This window comes from Chitinophaga polysaccharea (genome assembly GCF_007829335.1).
Classification (GTDB): Bacteria; Bacteroidota; Bacteroidia; order Chitinophagales; family Chitinophagaceae; genus Chitinophaga; species Chitinophaga polysaccharea_B.
This window is the reverse complement of the sequence record NZ_VIWO01000001.1, coordinates 1,568,281-1,590,729: the sequence shown is the minus strand read 5'-3', so window position 1 is coordinate 1,590,729 and position 22,449 is coordinate 1,568,281. Positions and strand designations below refer to the sequence as shown.

16 protein-coding genes and 1 tRNA gene are annotated in these 22,449 nt (G+C 44.7%); 12 read left to right on the top strand and 5 right to left on the bottom strand.

Features of this window, described 5'->3' with window-relative positions; translation table 11 throughout:
* Nucleotides 1-32 precede the first annotated feature (32 nt).
* Entirely contained in the window at nucleotides 33-1,571 is a 1,539-nt protein-coding gene (locus FHW36_RS06670; protein WP_145664349.1) for a YifB family Mg chelatase-like AAA ATPase, read from the top strand.
* Nucleotides 1,572-1,574: 3 nt separating this feature from the next.
* Here the strand turns inward: FHW36_RS06670 and FHW36_RS06665 are convergent, their stop codons facing one another.
* Nucleotides 1,575-3,701 carry an elongation factor G gene (locus FHW36_RS06665; protein ID WP_145664346.1) on the bottom strand — a complete coding sequence of 709 codons (2,127 nt, stop codon included), beginning with the start codon at nucleotides 3,699-3,701 and terminating at the stop codon, nucleotides 1,575-1,577.
* Nucleotides 3,702-3,851: 150 nt separating this feature from the next.
* On the opposite strand from FHW36_RS06665, the gene FHW36_RS06660 reads away from it, so the two are divergent.
* Nucleotides 3,852-5,630: an ABC transporter ATP-binding protein gene (locus FHW36_RS06660; protein ID WP_145664335.1), complete on the top strand. Its 1,779-nt coding sequence runs from the start codon at nucleotides 3,852-3,854 to the stop codon at nucleotides 5,628-5,630.
* A gap of 30 nt (nucleotides 5,631-5,660) precedes the next feature.
* Complete coding sequence (locus tag FHW36_RS06655; protein ID WP_145664332.1) at nucleotides 5,661-6,122, top strand: DUF983 domain-containing protein; 462 nt, start codon at nucleotides 5,661-5,663, stop codon at nucleotides 6,120-6,122.
* Between the two features lie 210 nt (nucleotides 6,123-6,332).
* Here FHW36_RS06655 and FHW36_RS06650 read toward each other — a convergent pair whose 3' ends face one another.
* Nucleotides 6,333-6,587, bottom strand: a complete 255-nt coding sequence (locus FHW36_RS06650; protein WP_145664329.1) for a helix-turn-helix domain-containing protein — start codon at nucleotides 6,585-6,587, stop codon at nucleotides 6,333-6,335.
* Between the two features lie 671 nt (nucleotides 6,588-7,258).
* Between FHW36_RS06650 and FHW36_RS06645 the strand changes: the two genes are divergently transcribed.
* From FHW36_RS06645 to FHW36_RS06630, 4 genes are all read left to right on the top strand, one after another.
* Nucleotides 7,259-8,890, top strand: coding sequence for a DUF1800 domain-containing protein (locus FHW36_RS06645; protein WP_145664326.1), 1,632 nt, complete (start codon nucleotides 7,259-7,261; stop codon nucleotides 8,888-8,890).
* Between the two features lie 18 nt (nucleotides 8,891-8,908).
* Nucleotides 8,909-10,489, top strand: a complete 1,581-nt coding sequence (locus tag FHW36_RS06640) for a DUF1501 domain-containing protein (protein ID WP_145664323.1) — start codon at nucleotides 8,909-8,911, stop codon at nucleotides 10,487-10,489.
* A 43-nt stretch (nucleotides 10,490-10,532) separates the two neighbouring features.
* Nucleotides 10,533-10,892, top strand: a complete 360-nt coding sequence (locus FHW36_RS06635) for a hypothetical protein (RefSeq protein ID WP_145664320.1) — start codon at nucleotides 10,533-10,535, stop codon at nucleotides 10,890-10,892.
* Between the two features lie 93 nt (nucleotides 10,893-10,985).
* Nucleotides 10,986-13,439 (top strand): TonB-dependent receptor, encoded by a 2,454-nt coding sequence (locus tag FHW36_RS06630; protein ID WP_145664317.1) that lies wholly within the window; start codon nucleotides 10,986-10,988, stop codon nucleotides 13,437-13,439.
* 31 nt (nucleotides 13,440-13,470) lie between these two features.
* On the opposite strand, the gene FHW36_RS06625 is transcribed toward FHW36_RS06630, so the two are convergent.
* Nucleotides 13,471-13,923, bottom strand: coding sequence for a hypothetical protein (locus FHW36_RS06625; RefSeq protein WP_145664314.1), 453 nt, complete (start codon nucleotides 13,921-13,923; stop codon nucleotides 13,471-13,473).
* Between the two features lie 432 nt (nucleotides 13,924-14,355).
* The gene (locus FHW36_RS06620; protein WP_145664310.1) at nucleotides 14,356-15,534 is read right to left on the bottom strand and encodes an acetyl-CoA C-acyltransferase; all 1,179 of its coding nucleotides are present in this window, start codon (nucleotides 15,532-15,534) and stop codon (nucleotides 14,356-14,358) included.
* A 160-nt stretch (nucleotides 15,535-15,694) separates the two neighbouring features.
* Here FHW36_RS06620 and FHW36_RS06615 point away from each other — a divergent pair.
* The 4 genes from FHW36_RS06615 (at nucleotide 15,695) to FHW36_RS06600 (ending at nucleotide 17,244) form a co-directional block, all read left to right on the top strand.
* A tRNA-Lys gene (locus FHW36_RS06615) sits at nucleotides 15,695-15,768 on the top strand.
* A 137-nt stretch (nucleotides 15,769-15,905) separates the two neighbouring features.
* Nucleotides 15,906-16,325, top strand: a complete 420-nt coding sequence (locus FHW36_RS06610) for a helix-turn-helix transcriptional regulator (protein ID WP_222429000.1) — start codon at nucleotides 15,906-15,908, stop codon at nucleotides 16,323-16,325.
* A gap of 52 nt (nucleotides 16,326-16,377) precedes the next feature.
* A complete protein-coding gene (locus FHW36_RS06605) occupies nucleotides 16,378-16,791 on the top strand; it encodes a VOC family protein (protein WP_145664304.1) in 414 nt (137 codons plus the stop codon).
* Between the two features lie 3 nt (nucleotides 16,792-16,794).
* The gene (locus FHW36_RS06600; protein ID WP_145664302.1) at nucleotides 16,795-17,244 is read left to right on the top strand and encodes a DUF1569 domain-containing protein; all 450 of its coding nucleotides are present in this window, start codon (nucleotides 16,795-16,797) and stop codon (nucleotides 17,242-17,244) included.
* A 69-nt stretch (nucleotides 17,245-17,313) separates the two neighbouring features.
* Here FHW36_RS06600 and FHW36_RS06595 read toward each other — a convergent pair whose 3' ends face one another.
* Nucleotides 17,314-18,075: a hypothetical protein gene (locus tag FHW36_RS06595; RefSeq protein WP_145664299.1), complete on the bottom strand. Its 762-nt coding sequence runs from the start codon at nucleotides 18,073-18,075 to the stop codon at nucleotides 17,314-17,316.
* A gap of 748 nt (nucleotides 18,076-18,823) precedes the next feature.
* Between FHW36_RS06595 and FHW36_RS06590 the strand changes: the two genes are divergently transcribed.
* Entirely contained in the window at nucleotides 18,824-22,312 is a 3,489-nt protein-coding gene (locus FHW36_RS06590) for an RHS repeat domain-containing protein (protein WP_145664296.1), read from the top strand.
* Nucleotides 22,313-22,449: the final 137 nt, after the last annotated feature.

Sequence of the window (22,449 nt, the reverse complement as noted above, 5' to 3'; positions counted from 1 at the left end):
ATATTCGCGATCATTGTTAACCCAATATCCATATGATTGTTAAAACCTTTGGCAGCGCCATTCAGGGAGTGAATGCCATCACCATTACCATAGAGGTAAATGTATCTTCACAGGGAAATAAATTATTTATCGTTGGGCTACCGGATAATGCCGTTAAAGAGAGTGAGCAGCGTATTGAGTCGACCATTCAGTGTATGGGGCTGCGCATGCCCCGTACCCGCACGGTGGTGAATATGGCGCCGGCAGACATCCGCAAGGCCGGCGCCGCCTACGATTTACCTATTGCCGCCGGCATTATGGCTGCTTCGGGGCAGCTGCCTGCCGAACAGCTGGATCGGTTCCTGATGATGGGCGAGTTATCGCTCGACGGCACCATCCAGCCTATCAAAGGCGCGTTGCCGATGGCGATACAGGCGCAGCAGGATGGTTTTCAGGGCTGCATACTTCCCCGGCAGAATGCCCGGGAAGCCGCCATGGTACGCGGGCTACAGATATATGGCGTTTCGCACATTGCAGAAGCCATACAGCTTCTCACCACGCCGGGAAGCCTGGCGCCGGTATTACCTGAGCAGGATGATTTTTACCGGAGCCAGGATATTTTCGACGTAGATTTCAGCGATGTAAAAGGGCAGCAATCTATTAAGCGGGCATTGGAAATAGCCGCTGCCGGCGGGCATAATGCTATATTGATAGGTCCTCCCGGCGCCGGTAAAACCATGCTGGCCAAACGATTGCCTACTATCCTCCCGCCACTCACCCTGCAGGAAGCACTCGAAACCACTAAGATCCATTCAGTAGCGGGAAAATTGCCGGCTCATACCGGGCTTATTATTCATCGCCCGTTCCGGTCGCCGCATCATACCATCAGCGATGCCGCGCTGGTAGGCGGTGGCAGCATTCCCCAGCCCGGAGAAATTTCGCTGGCGCATAACGGCGTATTATTCCTGGATGAACTACCGGAATTTAAGCGCAAAGTGCTGGAAGTGATGCGGCAACCCGTGGAAGAAAGAAGGGTGACCATTTCCCGGGCACGCACCGCCATTGATTTTCCCGCCAGTTTTATACTGATTGCTTCTATGAATCCGTGCCCCTGCGGTTATTTCAATCATCCTGAAAAAGAGTGCAGTTGCGCATCGGGGCAGGTACAGGACTACCTGAATAAGGTATCGGGTCCTTTGCTGGATCGTATAGACTTACACGTAGAAGTAACGCCGGTAAAATTTGCCGACCTGAGCTCCACACACCGGGCAGAGAAAAGTACGTATATCCGTGACCGTGTAATTGCCGCAAGGGCTATCCAGGCAGCGCGATTTGCCGCTTATGAAGGCGTGTATTGCAATGCCCAGATGCATAGTTCACTGCTGTCGGAGGTATGTGTGATCAGCGAGCAATGCCGGGAGCAGTTGGGGCGGGCTATGCAGCAGCTGAAGTTGTCGGCACGGGCTTACGACCGGATACTGAAAGTGAGCAGAACAATTGCAGACCTGGAAGGCAGCAACAGTGTAACGTCGGCACATATGGCGGAAGCCATACAGTTCAGGAGCCTTGACCGGGAAGGATGGGGTAACTAAGAGCTAGATATTCAGTTCTTCCTTATAGTTTTCGCTCAGTTTTTTCTGTAGTTCAGCCGGCACGGGGGCATATTCTGCGAAGTGCGACCGGAGCTTTGCCTTGCCTTGTGTAACATTGCGCAGGGCGGCAAACAGCTTATCGATTTCGGCCTGCGGCGTACGGGCTTTAATGACCTGGTATCCATTCAGTGTATCCATGCCTGTTATGATGCTGCGATGGCTTTGCAGTTCGCTCATAATATCGCCCATCATTACATCCGGAGCAGTAGCTTCGAGTTCAAATACCGGTTCCAGCAGTTGGGGGGCAGCATGGTGGAAGGCTTCGCGGAAAGCCATCATGCCGGCTATTTTGAAGGAAATATCGTTGCTATCTACCGGGTGCATTTTACCGTCGTATACGCTTACCCGTATATCGCGTACGTAGGAGCCTGTTAGCGGGCCTTCCTGCATTTTTTCCATGACGCCTTTCAGGATGGAGGGCAGGAAGCGGCTATCTATGGCGCCTCCTACGATACAGTTGTTGAATACCAGTTTTCCTCCCCAGGAAAGGGCAATTTCTTCCGTATCCCGCACTGAGTGCTCTTTATAGGGAGGCATTCCTTCGAACCAGGGTTCAATTTTAAGGAATACTTCCCCGAATTGGCCGGCGCCACCGGATTGTTTTTTATGGCGATAGGAAGCCTGTGCAGGTTTCTGGATGGTTTCGCGATACGGGATCTTCGCTGCGTGGAAAACTACCGGCATTTTATAGATGTTTTCCAGCCGCCATTTGGTAACGAGCAGGTGTAGTTCGCCCTGACCGTGAAGGATCACCTGTTTCAGTTCCCGGTTGAATTCCACTACCAGGGTAGGATCTTCCATGTGAATTTCTGCCAGCACTTCGCTGAGTTTTTCATCATCGGCTTTATTCTTTGCCTCGATGGCCACCCGTACTTTAGGCGCGGGGAAGTCGATGGGAGCTATTTGTCCACCGAAACTCTTTTCCGCCAGGGTATGATTGGTCAGGGTATTTTTCATTTTAAGGGTGCAACCAATATCGCCTGCCTGTAGCCGCTCAACGTTGTTGCGGTTTTTACCGTCGGCAATAAAGAGCTGGCTGATACGCTCAGTGGTGTTGCCCTGTTCGTTGATCAGTTCCATACCGCCTCTTACTTCTCCCGACATTACCTTAAAATAAGTGAGCCTCCCAATGTGAGGCTCCTGTAGTGTTTTGAATACGAATAAAGCGGTAGGACGGGCGGGATCGCAGGGAACGGCTTTGCCGTCGGTGGTCACCTCATCGGGCATTTCCATGGCGGAGGGGGCTACATTATCGATGAAGCCCATCAAGCGGCCACTGCCCATGTTTTTCTTTGCTGACAGACAAAACAGGGGAAACACCTGGTGGCGGAGCATGCCTATTTTGAGGCCTTTGCGGAGTTCATCTTCATCCAGGTTGCCTTTCTCAAAATATTGTTCCATGAGGGTATCATCGTTTTCCGCTGCTTTTTCCACCAGTTCGTTGTGCATTTTTTCGGCGCGTTCTTTTTCGCTGTCGGGGATGGGAAGCTTTTCGGGTTTACCTCCATTTTCGGGAAAGCGATACATGGTCATTTTCAGGAGATCGATAATGGCGTTGAAGCCAGGGCCTTGATTTACCGGGTATTGCATAACGGTAACGGATGATCCAAATGCCTGAACAGCGTCTTCTACGGCTTTATTAAAATTGGCCAGTTCAGCGTCGAGCTGGTTGACGGCGATAATCGTGGGTTTTCGGTACTTATCTACATAGTCCCAAACTATTTCGGTACCTACTTCCATGCCATATTGGGCATTGAGCAGCAGCACTGCGGTGTCGGATACCCGGATGGCGGCAATCACTTCTCCGATGAAGTCTTCCAGGCCGGGGGTATCAATGATGTTTATCTTATAATCTTTCCATTCCGTGTGCAGCAGGGTGGCATATACGGAGTTACCTCGTTCGTGCTCTATATCGTGGTAGTCGGAGATAGTATTATTTTCTTCAATACTACCGCGTTTACTGATGATGCCGGCTTCGAATAACATAGTTTCAGCGAGGGTTGTTTTGCCGCTTTTGGGTGCACCGAGAAGTACGATGTTTTTGATATGTTTTTCATCATACGCTTTCATATGTGGAGATTTATTCAGGTAAAAAATAATCGCCAATGCCTGTAGAAAAGAACTTACTATTAAGTTAACATTTTTTGACCAAAAACGCACACAACTTTCCACACATATGTGACAACATGCAGTACCTTTGCAGCTCAGGAAATTGGATATATGAAACTATTATTGCATTATTTAAAGAGATATAAATGGTTGGTCGTATTAGCCATGGCTTTAGCCAGTATTAACCAACTTTTCTCACTGATGGACCCCATGATTTTTGGGTGGATTATCGACAGGTTTGCTTCTCATCCTAAGACGACCATAAAGGGAGGAAGTATTTTCAGGCCTGAAAACGACTATTTATGGGGCGTATTACTCCTGGTATCGGCCGCCATCGGCGTAGCCATGGTATCCAGGATTGCCAAAGCATTCCAGGATTATTTTGTGAATGTGATTGTGCAAAAATTTGGCGCACAGGTATATACCGACGGGTTGAAGCACTCCCTCCGGTTACCGTACCAACAGTTTGAGGACCAGCGCAGCGGGGAAACACTGGCTATTTTGCAAAAAGTGCGGGTAGACTGCGAAAAGTTTATCACTGCTTTTGTAAACGTGCTCTTTGTATCGCTGATTGGTGTTGTGTTTGTGATGGTATACGCTACTGCGGTGCACTGGACACTCCCCTTCGTGTACCTCACCGGTTGTATTTTACTGACTGTATTGATGAGTGTATTGAGCAGGAAAATTAAGGTGATCCAGAAAACCATTGTAAAAGAAACCACCGCACTGGCGGGTTCCACTACTGAGTCGCTCCGTAACATAGAGCTGGTAAAGAGTTTGGGACTCACCCAGCAGGAAATCAGGCGTTTAAATTCTACTACCCTGAAAATCCTGATGCTGGAATTAAAGAAAGTGCGGAGCATTCGCAGTATCAGCTTTGTGCAGGGTACTTTTGTGAACCTGATGCGTTCGAGCATTTTGTTTTTGCTATTGTTTTACATTTACCGCGACACCGTAAGTATTGGTCAGCTGATGACATTGCAGCTTTATTCCTTCTTTATTTTCGGGCCGTTACAGGAGTTGGGCAATATCATTCTCAACTACCGGGAGGCACAGGTATCGTTGTTGAACTTTGAAAGCATTTTAAATACGCCGGTAGAAGAAATGCCTGCCAATCCAATCAAGGTGAATGGCATTGATGAGCTGCACTTTAAGCAGGTAGGTTTTAAACATCTTACTGCTGCATCCAAAGCGTTGGATCATGTGAATTTCTCCGTAAAAGTAGGAGAAACCATTGCTTTTGTAGGGCCTTCCGGATCGGGTAAAACCACGCTGGTAAAGCTATTGGTAGGGTTATACAAACCTAACGAAGGACATATTTACTACAATGGCGTAGATGCCAATGAGGTGGATATGGAAGACCTGCGTCACCAGGTAGGGTTTGTAACCCAGGATACGCAATTATTTGCCGGTACCATCAAAGAAAACCTGTTATTTGTAAATCCCGGCGCCAGTGACGCAGCGGTGATGGAAGCGCTGGATAAGGCTTCCTGTTATTCGTTGCTGGCAAGGGCCGACAAGGGCCTGGAAACAGTGATCGGGGAAGGCGGTATTAAAATTTCCGGTGGAGAGAAACAGCGTTTATCTATTGCCCGGGCGTTACTGCGCAATCCGCGGCTGATGGTATTCGACGAAGCTACCTCCGCGCTGGATTCCATTACAGAAGAAGAAATTACCACTACTGTAAGGGAGATCACTGCCAGCAAGCAACATATCACCGTGATGATTGCACACCGTTTGAGCACCATCATGCATGCCGACCGCATTTATGTACTGGAAAAAGGGCAGATTGTGGAATCGGGTAAGCATGAAGACCTGGTGGCCGAAAAGGGCTTGTATTACGCTATGTGGAGGCAACAGATCGGCGAACGTAAAACTGCTGCGGTATAACAGTTTAAAATAAATGGTTATTTTTGCAGTATGAGTACACAACAGCCCGGGCGGCCAAACTATTTCGTCAGCATGCTGACGATGAAGTGCCCCAGATGCAGGAAAGGACATATGTTCAGAGATCAGAATCCCTTTCACTTTAAGTTTTCGAAGATCTTTAACATGTACGATAACTGCCCGGTATGTGGACAGAAGTATGAGTTGGAAACAGGTTTCTGGTTTGGTACAGGCTATGTGAGTTACGCATTATCGGTGGCTTTCAGCGTGTTTAACTTAATCTGGTTTTGGCTTTTCTTCGGTCTTACCTGGAGGGATAACAGTATTTTTATCTGGCTGGGTGTAAATGGGGTATTGCTGGTGCTTATCCAGCCATGGCTGATGCGATTATCAAGGGCCATTTATTTATACTTCTTTGTGTATTATGATGACAGTACGGCGCAGTTAAAGCCGGATGAGCATCATCACGATCACGCTGATCACCATCATCATTAAAATATCAAAAGGAGCCAATTGACGTTGGCTCCTTTTTTATTTTTGTTTGTTGATAATTGTTTACCCTTTCCCATCCCAATCTACGATACCAGGCCTGTATAACAGGGATGCCTATACGCTGATACAGCAGGAAGCTGTAAGCTGGTTAATTTTAAAAATAGAAGCTGTCTAAAAAATATTTTTAGCGAATCGCTATTTACCTTGCTTACGTTACAATAACAATCGGCGCAACTGCTCATATACAGCAGGTTTCAGCTTTTCGGGCTGTATAAAAACAATGCCGGGTGGCTGCATGTTGATGCCGTATAGGGTTTCCATTCGTTCATAAAAAAAATCGTCGGGTATTAATACTCCGCTTTCATAACGGGCATATCGTTTACCAGGGATGCCCAGCAGGTTACTCATTTCTTGTTTTGATAGTTCAAGTGTTGTTCTGATTATTTCCACAACTTCTGATGTATTCATTTTTTGCCGGTTAAAAAATTTACAAAAATGTATACTGCTATTAATTTATCAGTACATTTGTATATTAATAATCAACTAGTTACACATAATCAAATTGACTTTCGCCATAGATTTTTGTAAATGGGATTATTAAGATAAAAATAGATTTCCTATACCGGTGATACGCCGGTAAAATGTTGAGAAGTACGAGATCAAAATGACCTCTTACGCATCACGGTTGATCTACTAAGGACTATGTGAAAAGCAACCATTATGATCAGGCAAATAAAGTTGACTGCCTGAAATATACTTGCGAAGATTCGTGAACGGCATTGGGGCCGACAAATTATTATATCTCATTTGTTTCTGTTAAGATTCAAATAAACCAGGGGGCTGTCAATCTGTGGAAAGAGCCGGCAGCCTTACCTGGTGTTTGTCTACGGGTACGACTACCCGCAGACATTTTCAAATGTAGGTATTTTTATGTTGCGAAGCTAAAAAATCTTTCTATAAATAGTTGCATATTAATACAATACGATTTAAACAAAATAATAATTTAATTATCATTCTGATCTTTAGCGTATCAAAATGAGAATTACGAATAATATAATCCTGCATTCTCTTTAATTAGATTAAACTTTTTACTAATTTGGATCCATAATCGGTCTCCTGGCCATCAACCATATCGTTTTATGGATCGCAGACAATTCCTAACCTTATCTCCTGATCGCGCAGTGCGGAATGTTACCTCATTTGCCCGTACCAGAACTGGCCTTGCGCCTTATACCGGCGCCTGGGGATCTTTACAGCAGATACATTTATTGAAACGTACCCTCTTCGGCGTTTCCCCCGGCAATATCAACACTTTCAAAAACCTGTCTATGCAGCAGGCCGTTGATACCCTACTCACTCCACAGGCAGACCCTACCCCTCCGGTGAATAACTATGGGGTTGACGACACCGGCGTAGCGCCCGGTGCTACCTGGGTAAGAGCCGCCAGGGGAGATGAAATGCTGGAAAGAAAAAGAATAGCTTCCTATAAAGCATGGTGGACTGGTCAGATGATTAACCAACCTGCCAGCATACACGAAAAAATGGTGTTGTTCTGGCATAACCATTTTGTAACGGAAACAAGTATGGTGAATGATAGCCGCTTTATTTACCAATACAATCTCACGTTACGCAAACATGCATTGGGTAATTTTAAAGCGCTTACTAAAGCCGTTACCCTGGATCCGGCCATGCTGGTATATCTCAATGGGTACCTCAATTCAAAAGGCGCCGCCGATGAAAACTATGCCCGGGAATTACATGAGCTTTTTACGGTAGGTAAAGGTCCGGATTCTCATTATACGGAAGATGACGTGAGAGCCTCTGCCCGCGTACTCACCGGGTTCCGGGTAGACAGCACCAACATTGTGAGCCTGTTTGATACTACGCAACACGATATCACCAATAAACAGTTTTCCAGCTTTTATTCCAATAAAGTCATCTCCGGAAAAACAGGTCCTGATGGTGCTACAGAGGTAGATGATTTACTCAACATTATTTTTTTACAACCGGAGGTAGCGAAATTTATTTGCCGCAAGCTTTACCGGTTCTTCGTATACTACGATATAGACCAGGCAACAGAAACCAATGTGATTGCGCCATTGGCAGACATTCTCCGTAGCAGTTTTTACGATATTAAAGTAACGCTGAATGCGCTCTTTACCAGTGAGCATTTCTTTGATCCGGCTAATATGGCCTGTCTTATTAAGAGCCCGGCCGATTTCTGCGTAGGCATTTGCCGGGAATATGGGATTGCTATCCCGGGCGACTATACGTCGCAATACAAGGCCTGGGCCTTTATACACGACAGGGCGGCTGCTATGTTGCAAAACTTTGGGGATCCTCCACTGGTAGCCGGATGGGAAGCTTACTACCAGGAGCCCGCCTTTCATGAACTCTGGATCAATACTGATACGTTACCTAAACGCAACCGCCTGAGTGATGGACTAGTGAGCAGTGGCGGCGTAGGTGGACTACGTATAGATACCCTGGCCTTTGCCGCCAGGCTCCCGCATCCGGAAGATCCGGTAGCCCTGATCAGCGACTCGCTGGACCTGCTGTATCGTGTAGGCGTTTCCGATAAGGTGAAAGATTTTCTGAAGAATACGATACTACTCTTTGGTCAAAGCCCGGACAGTAACTATTACTGGACCCAGGCCTGGAATGCCTATATCGCCAACCCCGGAGATGCTACAGCAAAAGACAACGTGCAAGGACGCCTCCAGGCGCTGTATAAATACATTATGGACCTGTCGGAATATCAATTATCCTGATAGCTGAAAAACCTTTTTATGAAAAGAAGAGACTTCCTCAAATATACAGCGCCAGCTGCTATCCTGCCTACCCTGATCAATGGTTTTTCCATTAAAGCCTTTGCCTCGTCGCCCATGCTCACCGCATTGAGTACCGGGGCAAAAGATAACGATCACGTACTGGTAATGATCCAGATGACCGGTGGCAACGATGGCTTGAATATGGTCATTCCACTCGACGTTTATGGTAAATACCAGGCGGCGCGTACTAACATTGCTATCCAGGAAGGCAAGGTGCTTCGCCTCGACAGTTACCTGAAATCCGGCCTCCACCCGGCAATGACCGGCATTCAACAATTATACAATGAGGGAAAGGTAAGCATTGTGCAAAGTGTGGGTTATCCTTCTCCCAACTATTCCCATTTCCGCGCTACTGATATATGGTTAACCGGTTCCGATTCTAATGAGATATTGACAACCGGCTGGGGCGGCCGCTACCTCGATACCCAGTATCCTGGCTTCCCGGATGGTTATCCTAACGCAGATAACCCCGATCCACTGGCCATACAAATTGGTTCTATCGTGTCGCCCGCTTTCCAGGGCGCCGGCGCCAGTATGGGTATTGCCATTACCAGTGCTACCGACTTTTACAACCTGATAGACGGCATTACAGATCCTGTTCCCAATACCAAGTGGGGAAAGGAATTGCAATATATCCGCCTGATTGCGAAGCAAACCAATAGCTACGAGCAATCTATTATGGCGGCAGCCAAGAAAGTGACCACCCAGGGCGCTTATCCGGCCAACAATGGCCTGGCAGAACAGCTGAAGATTGTTGCCCGGTTGATTGCCGGCGGACTGAAAACCAGGCTGTATATGGTGAGCATTGGCGGCTTTGACACCCATGCCAACCAAACGGAAGGCGGCGATACCAGCAAGGGAGGCCATGCCAACCTGCTGGGCGGCCTGTCGGATGCCATTAAAGCCTTTATGGACGACCTGAAAGGCCTCCATGCTTCCCGCCGCGTAGTGGGGATGACCTTCTCTGAATTCGGACGCCGTATTAAGTCCAACTACAGTATGGGCACCGATCACGGTGCTGCCGCGCCGATGATCATTTTCGGAGATTATGTAAACCAGGGCGTGCTGGGTAACTCACCGGCTTTACCAGATACCACTACAGTGATTGACAATATCCCTATGCAGTACGACTTCAGGTCTATATATGCGTCTATCCTGGAACAGTGGTTCTGCGTGGATCAAACGACCTTACAGAATATCCTGCAAAAAGATTACCAGCGTTTGCCACTGATCAGCGGGGTAGCCTGTGGTACCATTACTGGCTTACCGGATCTGAATACCGATAAGAAGCTGATCACCAATTCTCCCAATCCTTTTAATAATTTTACCACCATTACCTATATCACCGGCAGCGGCAACACTATGATCCAGGTATTTGATACCACGGGCCGGCTGATCAGTGTACCTGTTAATAAAGTGCATACACCGGGCACCTATACCTTTACTTTTGATGCCCAGTCCCTGCCCAGCGGTATTTATTATGCCCGGTTCCAAAACGGCCCTGTACAGCAGGTACGGCCTATGCTGAAGGTAAACTGACCTTATAATTAGATTAATAATGGTGCAACGGTGTTGCAAATAAATGGATTTTGCTACCTTTGCCCTTGTGTATAAGCGCTATCTACATAAAATATTAGCGATCCTTCTCCTGGGAGTATTTACTTTAAATACCATCCCGCGGGAGTTTATACATGAATTTACGGGTCACCACGACACGGTAGATGCCGTACATCAGCATGACGGGCTTAGCATTTCGGAGCAGCACCGTCACTGTGATTTTCTGCAGATAGGTATAGAACCCTATGAGCCGTTTGTTACTTATTATATAGCGCCGGTGTGGCAGGTAAACTGGATTTTTTTCCCGCTGCCGATACCTGAAACCACGCATGCTACTTATTACAATCTCACTCCCAGGGCGCCTCCGGCCGTTGCTATGCTTTAAACATGCTTTAAACAGCATGCACGTCATGATAACGAGCACCCTCGTGCTGCGTTAGTTATTCATTATTAGCAATCAGCTCTATATTTTTCAATTATGCATTATTTGCGTGTATTTATACTCGGACTCCTGGGTATAGTGCAGCTGGCGTTGCCAGCTGCCTATGCCGGTATAACGCCTGAAGAGGGATATTCTAATTCTTTATCCGGTAAAGTGGTAGATAAATTAACCCATACGCCCCTGCCGGGAGCCACTGTTTACCTGCCCGACCTGCGTGTGGGCGCGGCTGCGGATGCTCAGGGTAATTATGTGATCAAAAATCTTCCTAAAGGAAAATATGTAGTAGATGTACATTACATCGGCTATGCTGCTTATACAGAACTGGTGGTTATTTCTGGCGCTACCAACAAAGATTTTGTACTGACCGAAACCTTGATAGAAAAGAATGAGATTGTGATCACCGGGGCCAACCTCGCTACGTCAGTAAAGAAAACGCCTACGCCTATCAGCGTGATCCGCCGGGATTACCTCGATGACAACATCTCCACCAATATTATTGATGCCATTGCTAAGGTGCCGGGGGTAACGCAATTGTCTACCGGTCCGGCTATCTCCAAACCTTTTATTCGTGGGTTGGGTTACAACCGGGTGGTAGTAGTGGGCGATGGGATACGCCAGGAAGGCCAGCAATGGGGTGATGAGCATGGAATTGAGATTGATGATTACAATGTAAGCCGGATAGAAGTGCTGAAAGGTCCTGCTTCACTGGTATATGGCTCAGACGCGTTGGCAGGGGTAGTTAACATCGTTCCCCCGGCGCCGTTACCTTTAGGGCAGATAAAAGGCAACCTGGAGGCCAACTACCAGACCAATAACGGCCTGATGGCCTATCATGCCGATATAGCCGGTAATAGCAACGGCATTAGCTGGGGCGCTTATATTACCCAAAAACAGGCGCACGATTACCAGAATAAATATGACGGGTATGTATTTAATTCCCGCTTCAACAATACCAACTATGGCGCTACGCTGGGAATTAATAAGCAGTGGGGATACTCCCATCTGACTTTTTCTTCCTTTAATCAGCACCTCGGACTGGTAGAGGGAGATCGCGACAGTACCGGTAATTTTGTGAAGCCTGTGAATATTGACGGAGCAGCCGAAGAAGGACCAGTTACCAGTAGCGATCACCGGTCATATAGTATGACAGTGCCCAAGCAGCAAATCAACCACCAGAAAATAGTATGGGACAACAACCTGTATCTTAATAATGGTGGCCGTTTAGGGCTGATATTGGGTTACCAGCTGAACCAGCGCCGCGAATATGGCGATGTACTGCAACCGAATACGCCGGGGCTTTACCTGTACCTGCAAACCTTCAACTATGGCGCTAAGTATTACCTGCCGGAGATGAACGGGTGGCAAACCACAGTAGGGGTAAATGGCATGCAGCAAACCAACAAGAACAAAGGAGAAGAGTTCCTGATACCGGCGTACGACTTGTTTGACATTGGAGCGTTTGCCGTTACCAGCAAAACATTCAACAAACTGACGCTGAGTGGCGGGCTACGGTTCGACAACCGCTCCATTAACTCAAAAGCCTTGTTCCTGGGCACGGATGGTAAACCTGCTACCAGCGGAGATAGTAAATTTGATGCGTTCAAGCGTAATTTCTCTAATGTATCCGGTAGTGTGGGGCTGAGTTATGAGGCCAGCGATCACGTGGTGCTGAAGCTGAATGCAGCACGTGGTTTCCGGGCGCCGAATATTGCGGAGTTGTCGGCCAACGGCGTACATGAGGGCACTATCAAATACGAATATGGTAATCAGCAGCTGAAACCAGAGGTGAGCACGCAGGTAGATGCGGGCATCGATTTCAATACCCAGCATTTGTCTTTAACGGCGAGCGTATTTTACAATCATATCAATAATTTTATTTTCTCCCGTAAACTGTTTAATGCAGCGGGTACCGATTCTATCCCGGTGCATGATAACGATGAGGGTTTTGCGGCGTTCCAGTACCAGCAAACCACTGCCAACCTGTATGGCGGCGAAATTATGCTGGACATACATCCGCATCCGATTGACTGGCTGCATTTTGAAAATACGTTTTCTTATGTGCGGGCTACTACTGCTAACAGCAGCGACTCTACGAAATATCTGCCCAATATTCCACCGGCGCGTTGGTTATCTGAGTTAAAGGGTAAGTTTAAGAAAGTAGGTAAGAGTCCGTTACAGAACGCTTATGTGGGTGTGCAGATGGATTTGAATTTTGCACAGAACGATGTGTTTACCGCTTATGCAACAGAAACGCCCACTTCAGGTTATACGTTGTTTAATGCTGGTTTGGGATCTGATTTTGTGAATAAGAAGAATAAAACATTGTTCTCTCTTCACTTTGCGGTGAACAACATTACGGATGTGGCTTACCAGAGTCATTTGAGCAGGTTGAAATATGCTCCTGTAAATGAAGTTACCGGTAGAGCGGGGGTATTTAATGTAGGCCGGAATTACAGTGTGAAGCTGGCTATTCCAATCAATTTTAAATAAACTGTTTTTTTAAAAAGTAGAAAGCTCCCTGCTAAAAGCTGGGGGCTTTTTTTATACTGTCGGCCTGGTGGGTTGATTTCATATAGATTCCCCTGTTATTTTTTATTTTGAAAGAGAAGCTATTGGCTTGTTGGCTATTAAAGCTCACCAGGGTATCCGTTCCCGTTATAACGAGCGTTGGTGTTGGCAGCCCGGTAGTGGCGGAGTCGACGGCCCGCATATAGTTGATGAGTCGTTTTCCCTGTTGTGTAATATGGATGGTTTGCATCCCGTTGCCTGTATTGATAATCCCGGCGGTGATGCCTGCCTGTTCAAATACAGCAGTATCACTGCTGGTGTTTCCGCTTATCAGTTTAAAAGCCACCGGTTTGGGTGTTGTTTTGGCAGTAGTTGCCCGTTGCCCGCCAGTAGTGGCCTCTTCCTTGGTAGTTGTTTGTTGGCAGGCGAATAAGAAAATAGGTATCAGTAGTAAGGATCTTTGCACAATTAATTATTTGAAAAGATAAAGCTATTGATTTTTTATGGATCTGTGTGTATAGGCCCCTTAATATACCGGCTATTTATATATTGTTTATTTAAATAATATTACAATATAACAAAATACATAAGAAGAAAGGTAAACCAGGTGCGAGTCAGGCCAGGCGGGCTTGATAAATAAAATCGTTTTTGCACTATCTATTTACCACTGATATAAATATTTAGTTGAAATAATGAGAGATTTTGTAGTTTAGAGGCCTCGTTATGTAAGTGTGAAGCAAGCGTCCTGCCCGGAGGAAAAACAGTTTCCCTCAGTTTTCAAAAAATTTGGTTTTTGTTTTAAAATTTTTCTGACCACCATTGGTTCAGATTTTGGTTGAAAAAGAAAGGGGCTGTTTTCACAGCCCCATACTTTTTAACGCCAGGTTGACCTTTATAATTAACTAATATTTTCGATGATACCGGCAATGCCTTGTCCACCGCCTACACAGGCAGTCACAATACCGTATTTTTTATTCAGTCGCTTCAGGTCGCCGAGCAGCTGTACCGTGAGTTTAGCGCCGGTACATCCCAGCGGATGCCCCAATGCAATAGCGCCGCCATTGATATTCACGATGTCGGGATTGAGGCCCAACTCCCGGATAACGGCAATAGACTGAGACGCGAATGCCTCGTTGAGTTCTACCAGGTCGATATCCTGTAAAGTTTTTCCTGTACGCTGCAACACTTTAGGAATAGCCGCCACGGGGCCGATGCCCATAATACGGGGATGCACGCCGGCAGACACACATCCTACCAAACGGCCAATAGGCTTTAATCCCAGCTCGTTGACCATGCGTTCGCTCATCACTATCACGAAGGCTGCGCCGTCGGATGTTTGCGAGGAGTTGCCGGCTGTAACAGATCCTCCGGCTGCAAATACAGGTTTCAACTTACCCAGTGCTTCCATAGAAGTATCGGCGCGAGGGCCTTCATCGGTATCTACTGTATAAGTGCGTTTCTGTTTTTTTCCTTTCTCATCCACATACACTTCTTCTACAGCAATGGGTAAAATTCCCGGCTTGAAATAGCCGTTCTGAATAGCATTTAGTGCTTTCTGATGCGATTTAAATGAGAACTCATCCTGGTCCTGGCGGCTTACTTTAAACTCAGAAGCCACTGCTTCAGCGGTGAGTCCCATGCCAATATAATAATCAGGGTTAGTACTGGCCACGGTATAGTTAGGTACTGTTTTCCAACCGGCTACGGGCACCAGGCTCATACTCTCTGTACCGCCGGCAATAATACAATCGGCCATGCCCGACTGTATTTTAGCGGTAGCGATTGCGATTGTTTCCAGGCCGGAAGCACAATAGCGATTTACCGTCATGCCCGGCACATCAATGCCCAACGCTCTTACAGAAATCATACGTCCGATCTGTAACCCCTGCTCCGCTTCCGGTACCGCATTCCCTACAATCAGGTCGTCGACCCGCTTGGGATCCAGTTGTGGTACGGATTTCAGCAACCCGGTAATTACGTCAACCGCCAGATCATCCGGTCTATAAAAACGAAAACCCCCTCTTTTAGATTTGCCCACCGCGGTGCGGTATCCGGCTACTATGTACGCTTCCTGCATGAAAAATAATTTTATAATGAGCTAACGGTTAGATTATCAACATAATGGGTATTTATCCACATTTCAGCCTTTTTACCAAATTTAATTAAATTAAGTACATGAATATTCAGAAAAGATGCGTTAAATTTGCACTCTCGTTTTTAACAAAAGAACGGAAGCTGACTCCCTAGCTCAGTTGGTTAGAGCTACTGACTCTTAATCAGTAGGTCCTGGGTTCGAGCCCCAGGGGGGTCACAGGAAATAGACAAGTCTTCACAGACTTGTCTATTTTTTTACTGCTATTTATATTCCCCTTTTTCTTAATTTAGTAAGTATATACACTATCACCAGGCAACCGCCCGTTACAACTACACCCTTAAACAGTCAGTATCTTGGAACAATATGAAAAGATATATTTATACAAGCGGGTTGTAAGCGCTAAGCTATTTATCGATAAGTTTTACGCCGACAGCATCGATCTTGACGATATTGCTGATCAGGCAAATTTTTCAAAGTTCCATTTCATCAGGCTGTTCAAATCTATCTACGGCCTGACACCCAAAAACTATTTGATTCATCTCCGGATCGAAAAAGCAAAAGAATTGCTGAGAGAAGGACACTCTATTTTAGCCACCGGATTAATGGTGGGCCTGGAAAGCCCCACTTCATTTGCTGGTATGTTTAAGAAGATCACCGGGCAAACCCCTTCTCATTTTCAAAAAAGCGAAACAATTAGAAAAAATAAGATAAACGAACATCCACTACAGTTTATTCCAAACTGTTTTGCCGAAACTCACGGTTGGAAAAAATAGCAATTTTGAAGAGGTTGAAAGCCTCCGGATTCAGCATTTTTACATAAAAAATATGATTACAAAGCTTACGCACACCTGTATTTATGTTCTTAACCAGGACAGTGCATACGATTTCTATGTAAACAAGCTTGGCTTTAAAGTGCATACGGATGCTCCAATGGGCAAGGACGCGAGGTGGTTGACCGTAACGCCCCCCGAGCAACCGGAGTTAGAAATTACCCTTTTTCCTATAATAGAAGGGGCTATGTTCGACAAAGAGACTGTACAAACCATGACATCGCTCATCAGGAAGGGCACCTTCGGGGCCGCCGTATTTACCTGTAAGGATCTTCTGGCTACTTACGAAGAATTAAGAAGTAAAGGCGTAGTTTTCAAAAAGCCGCCTACAAAAGAATTTTACGGCTACGAAGCACTCTTCTTAGACGATTCCGGAAACTGGTTTTCACTGGCACAAATAAATTCCTAGTGTATGAAATCAATATTTGACAAGGAAACAAGGCAGGAGATAGTCCGGAGAATTGATTCCCTTACCAATAACAACAGCCCCCAGTGGGGCAAGATGACGGTTACCCAAATGGTAAGGCATTGCGCCCGCTGTGAAGAATATTATTATGGCAATATAAAAATCAGCCGGTCGTTGATGGGACGCATTTTTGGCAAATTGGCTATTAAGTCAATTTTAAAAGATGAACATTCCAACATCAGAAGAAATTCGCCCACTCCTCCACCGTTTAAGGTAACTGAAAACATCAGCGACCTGGACGGTGAAAAATCAAAATGGAAATTGTTGATTGAGCGTTATGATACATTTAACAGAGCCGAATTCACACATTGGTTTTTTGGTCGAATGACGAAAGAACAACTGGGGCAATTTATTTACAAACATTGCGACTATCATTTAAAACAATTTAATGCGTGAATAGACAGCACGCATGGGAAACCTCTTCCTAACCGGAAGAGGTTTCCCATTTATATCCATTGATGCCGATTACAGACAGAAAGGAACGCCAGGATAGCCGTTAGCGTTGCTGTTAACACCCATAAAAGTATTGGTCAGTATATCATAACGTGCATACTGCGTACCGTTAAAGATGTACAATTGCGGCGTAGGATAATGCCAGGTATCAACATAAGTAGCATTGAAAGTGCTGAAAGGCACACCAGGATAACCGTTTGCAATACTGTTTACTCCCATAAAAGTATTGGTCAGAATGTCGTAACGTGCATATTGTGTACCACTAAACAGATACAACTGCGGCGTAGCATAATGCCAGGTATCCACATAAGCGGCATCAATAGTTGTGAAAGGCACACCGGGATAACCATTGGTAATACTGTTAAGGCCCTGGTAAGTATTGGTCAGAATATCGTAGCGCGCATATTGATTACCTCTAAAGATATACAATTGCGGCGTGGAATAATGCCAGGTATCAACATACGTAGCATCAAATGAGCTGAAAGGCACACCTGGATAGCCATTCGAAATACCATTCAGACTTTTGTAGGTATTAGTTAACACATCATAACGCGCATACTGGTTGTCATGGAAGATGTACAACTGCGGTGTTGCGTAATGCCAGGTATCTACGTAAGTAGCACTATAACAAGAACCTGCTGCTTTAGCATTAACACCCGACTTTAATGTGATGGCTGTTTCGGTAGATAGCGGGTCTTTCATGTTACTTTTCTGACAAGACTGGTTAACGAATGCCAGGGATCCTGCAAGGATCAATACAAACAACTTTTTCATGCTTGAGGGATGGGTTTTAATGAATAAATAAACGTTTTATAGGATTATTAAATGCTACAGTAATAGGCCACATAAGGAATGCGGCATGGTTAACGCTATCATGATTTCAGTATAGCGAAACTAGCTAAAAAATCGAGATGAGAATAAAAGAATTTTTACTGGATAAGCAAAATTCCAACAAAAATATTCAACACAATATTCACAATAAAAACTCAGGTCAGATACTATCTAAAGGTTTTATTTTAGCTCCAAAATTCAGTTGTCTCACACTGGGGGGCTTGTTTTAACCAGATAATTACTGTAAAATTGCAGCACAAGGCAATGGACCTTTCAGAAGGTATCAGTATAGTCTTAAGCAGACTTATATCTAACTTCTTTTTTTGTTGATCCAAACCCTGACCTATTTTTCTCAATAAGATTTTATCACACTATTGAGTTAACCAAAAAACTGAATTTTATAACAGGAATAATGATATGCCATGACACCTTTCCCTATCTTTTTAATAAAGCTATGTACATTAAGAAGACTATTGCATAACCATCAGTTTTTCCTATAAAGCATCTTCAATCAATATAGCAACCTGCTTTATTGATAATATAGGCTTTTCCTGGGAGCTGTTATAAAACTCTTATATGACTACTGCAATGCCTGGGCATTGCAGTAGTCATAAGTCTATACTGGTCTTCCACAATTTTACATCCTGCAAGTGACCAAATAAACATTTCATTCTCTCCAAAATATAAAAGTATGCCAGATACATCTATTCCGACCTATACACGGAACATCCTAAAAATGTTTGTCGCACTTCTCACATTCTTTTCATTACTGCCGGCATCCATCAACGCACAATCCAGCCCACCACAAAGCATTGAGAAAATGATCCCGGTACCACCAAATGCAGCTGCGCTAGGCAAATATGGCGAGGTGCCGGTGGGTCTTTATACTGGTATTCCACAAATCAGTGTTCCCATTTATGAAATCCAGGCAGACGGCATCAACCTACCTATTTCGCTTAGTTATCATGCCGGAGGGGTTAAGGTGGAAGAAGTTGCCTCTAACGTAGGATTGGGATGGTCATTGAATGCAGGAGGAGTTATCACAAGAACCCAAAGAGGAAAAGACGATTTATCAGGAGGGTTCCCTTACTATACCAACGTACAGGGGTTTAATACCCTTCCCCCGGGATCTAATCAGTACGGCACGTCATTGCCCCAAACCATTGAGCGAAGAAATTACCTGTCGAACCTGGAAGGAAGCGCCAGTTATGACCTGGAACCAGATATCTTTTACTTCAATTTTGGGAACTATAGTGGAAAATTTGTCCAATATCCCGATGGAAATTTCTATGCTATTCCACAACAAAATATCAAAATCAAGTGTGAAGGAAGTGGCCGGCACCGGTGGATACTAACTACTCAGGATGGAGCACAATATGTTTTTGGGCTTTCAAAGGATAACACCATAGATGCCATTGAATATTCCGGTCCATATGCCTCCGGTGATGAAAATGAATCATCCTGGTACCTCGCGGAAATCATTACACCAAACGGCAGAAACATACGGTTTAATTACAGCAACGACCATTATTCTTTTAAAACAGTGCCTATCGTTACGAAATATATAGGAGTTTATATGTCTGGATATATCGGAACAACAGCACTCGACCAGGAATACTATACTTATCCTATTAATGAAGTGTCAGGAAAAAGGTTAAAAAGTATTGACTTCAATTATGGGCTGTTAACTTTTGATTCGGGCCTGGTGCGCCGTGACTTATATGGGACGCGGGCTATTACAGGTATTCGTATTCATTCAAAATTGAGTAGCGGCATAAAGGAAATAAAACACGTAAACCTCTATTACAGCTACTTTTCTCCACAAGGTACCAGCGATACCTCATCAGTAACAAGTGTAAGTCCTTATGATATGGAGTTGAACACGCGATATCGCTTAAAGCTTGATAGCGTAAAAGAATTTTCCGCCGACGAGAAAGATGTTCGTCCTCCTTTCTCTTTTATTTACAATACCAGTAAGATTCTTCCTCCACGTTTATCAACCTCCGTAGATCACTGGGGATATTTTAACAATAAAATAAACGACAATAAGCTTCTCCCAAGTAACTACTATATTCAGGTTGGAGGCACCTATGCTTATAATAATTTGTTAGCCAACAGAGAACCGGACGAGCAGTCTATGAAAACGGGCGTACTCACCCAGATCAACTATCCTACAGGAGGGACCACAAAGTTTACCTATGAAAGTAACAGGGCCAATGCCAAAAGATATGTTCCGCCATTTCCAACACCAGATAGTGTGATTATAGCCCCGGAACTTAAAATAGCCTCCTGCTCATTAAACGGATATGGGGATTCAAGTAATAGCGCTACTATTGAAATAAAAAATGATTCAGCAATTGTAAAATTCTATAGTCAAACATTAGATCCCCAGAAAAACTGTTATTGCAATTGTTTCAATATGGATATGGTGAATACTGCTAACAACCACCATTACACCTTCAATGTTCAACCGAGCAGTAGCCCTACAGATTACTTTGTGCAATACAAATTCAATAAAGGAACGTATAAACTATTTTTCTACAAAAAGGAGAATGAGGAAACAACAGATAATAATGGAAATATAGTTAGCTGTAATGGTATTCTAGCCAGGCTGATTGTTAAGGCACAATGGTTGGAAGATGTCAGGATAACCAACCCCGATACAATAGGAAATGTATTGGTGGGAGGGCTACGGGTAACTAAGACAGAAGATTTTGACGGTATTGACACTAATAAAACAGTTGTAAAACTGTATAATTACCAGTTATTCGATGACACTGTTTCTTCCGGCACTTTTGTCTATTTCCCCGTATACTTTTTTAAATTATTTGCCAACAAATATATGCAAGAGCAGGGGCAGGTAACAATCTTTGGCTATAGTGTGCAGGCAATATATGAAAGTACCTCCAGCTACCCACTACAGACCACCGGAGGTGGATACGTTGGGTACTCCAATGTAACGGTCACTAATGCTGACCGGTTGCTCGTTACCCAAAGCAGATCAAGATATACTTATACTTCCCCTGCCGATTTCCCCGATGAGCGTTATGACCGGTATCCTACTCGTCTTCAAGTAGATTACCCAACGGATATCGATATTGCGACGTTCAGTCGTCTATTAAAATCTACTTATCCTCCTTTTGGCTCTATGGATTGGAAAAGAGGACAACTTATACAAAAAGATGACTACCTAACTAAAGATACTGGCTTTATGCTTATTAAGCGGAGCAAAAATACCTATCAACAGTCAAATTACACCTTGGGTAGAAAGCTGGATGCAGTAGGTCTTAAATACTATAAACTATCAGGAGCTGGCTTATCTGTTTCACTCTACCTTTATAATCTATATAATACCCCTACAGATTTCCAATATTTATCCTCTTCAGATGAAATAATCTACGGTGATAACGGACAAGCTGTGACCCAACATAGCGACTATTACTATGAATATCCTGACAACCTTCTTTTAAGCAGAAGAGAAGATATCAACAGTAAAGGGGATACACTTAAGACATACTTCTATTACCCAACTAATAAAAGCGCCCTGACAGGCTTTATTACACCCGGAACAAGCGGTGCGGCAGCACTGGATAGTATGACAAAACGGAATATGATTGAGCCCGTTATATTACAACGAAAATATAATAACGGTAAGCGAACAGCAGTTCTCTTAAACAGCTATAAGTTATGGGGCGCCAATAAAAGTATAGCCGCCACGGACTCAATTAAACAGCAAATCGGCGATTTTGCTATGGAGAATACAGACTGTTTTACCAACTACGATGCCAATGGGAATATTCAGGAAGCATCCAAAGTTGGCAATACAAACTATGTGTTCATCTGGGGATATAAAGGGCAATATCCTGTTGCCAAAATTATAGGCAGCAATTATAATTCCGCCAGCCCACTTGTTAACCAAATCATGCTGGACAATGCAACAGATTACACAGATGACCAGCTGCGTACGGAGCTAAATAAACTCAGATCTGGACTACCAGGGGCATTAATATCTACCTATACCTATACACCACTGGTTGGATTGACCAGCGAAACAGACCCTACTGGTAGAACCACTTACTATCAATATGACGGTTTAGGACGCCTTAAGGTGATTAAAGATCAGGATGGTAAAATACTAAAGCAGTTTGACTATCAATACAACAAGTCTGTAACACAATAAACATTTCTCTTTCTAAAACAAATAACAAGGCCCGAATTTGGCTATCGATAGGTGAAAGACTCACATCAAAAAATGTATGTTTTTCACCTATCAATCATTCAAGGCAGTTGTAGGGAGACTATTTCCGTTCTCCCACT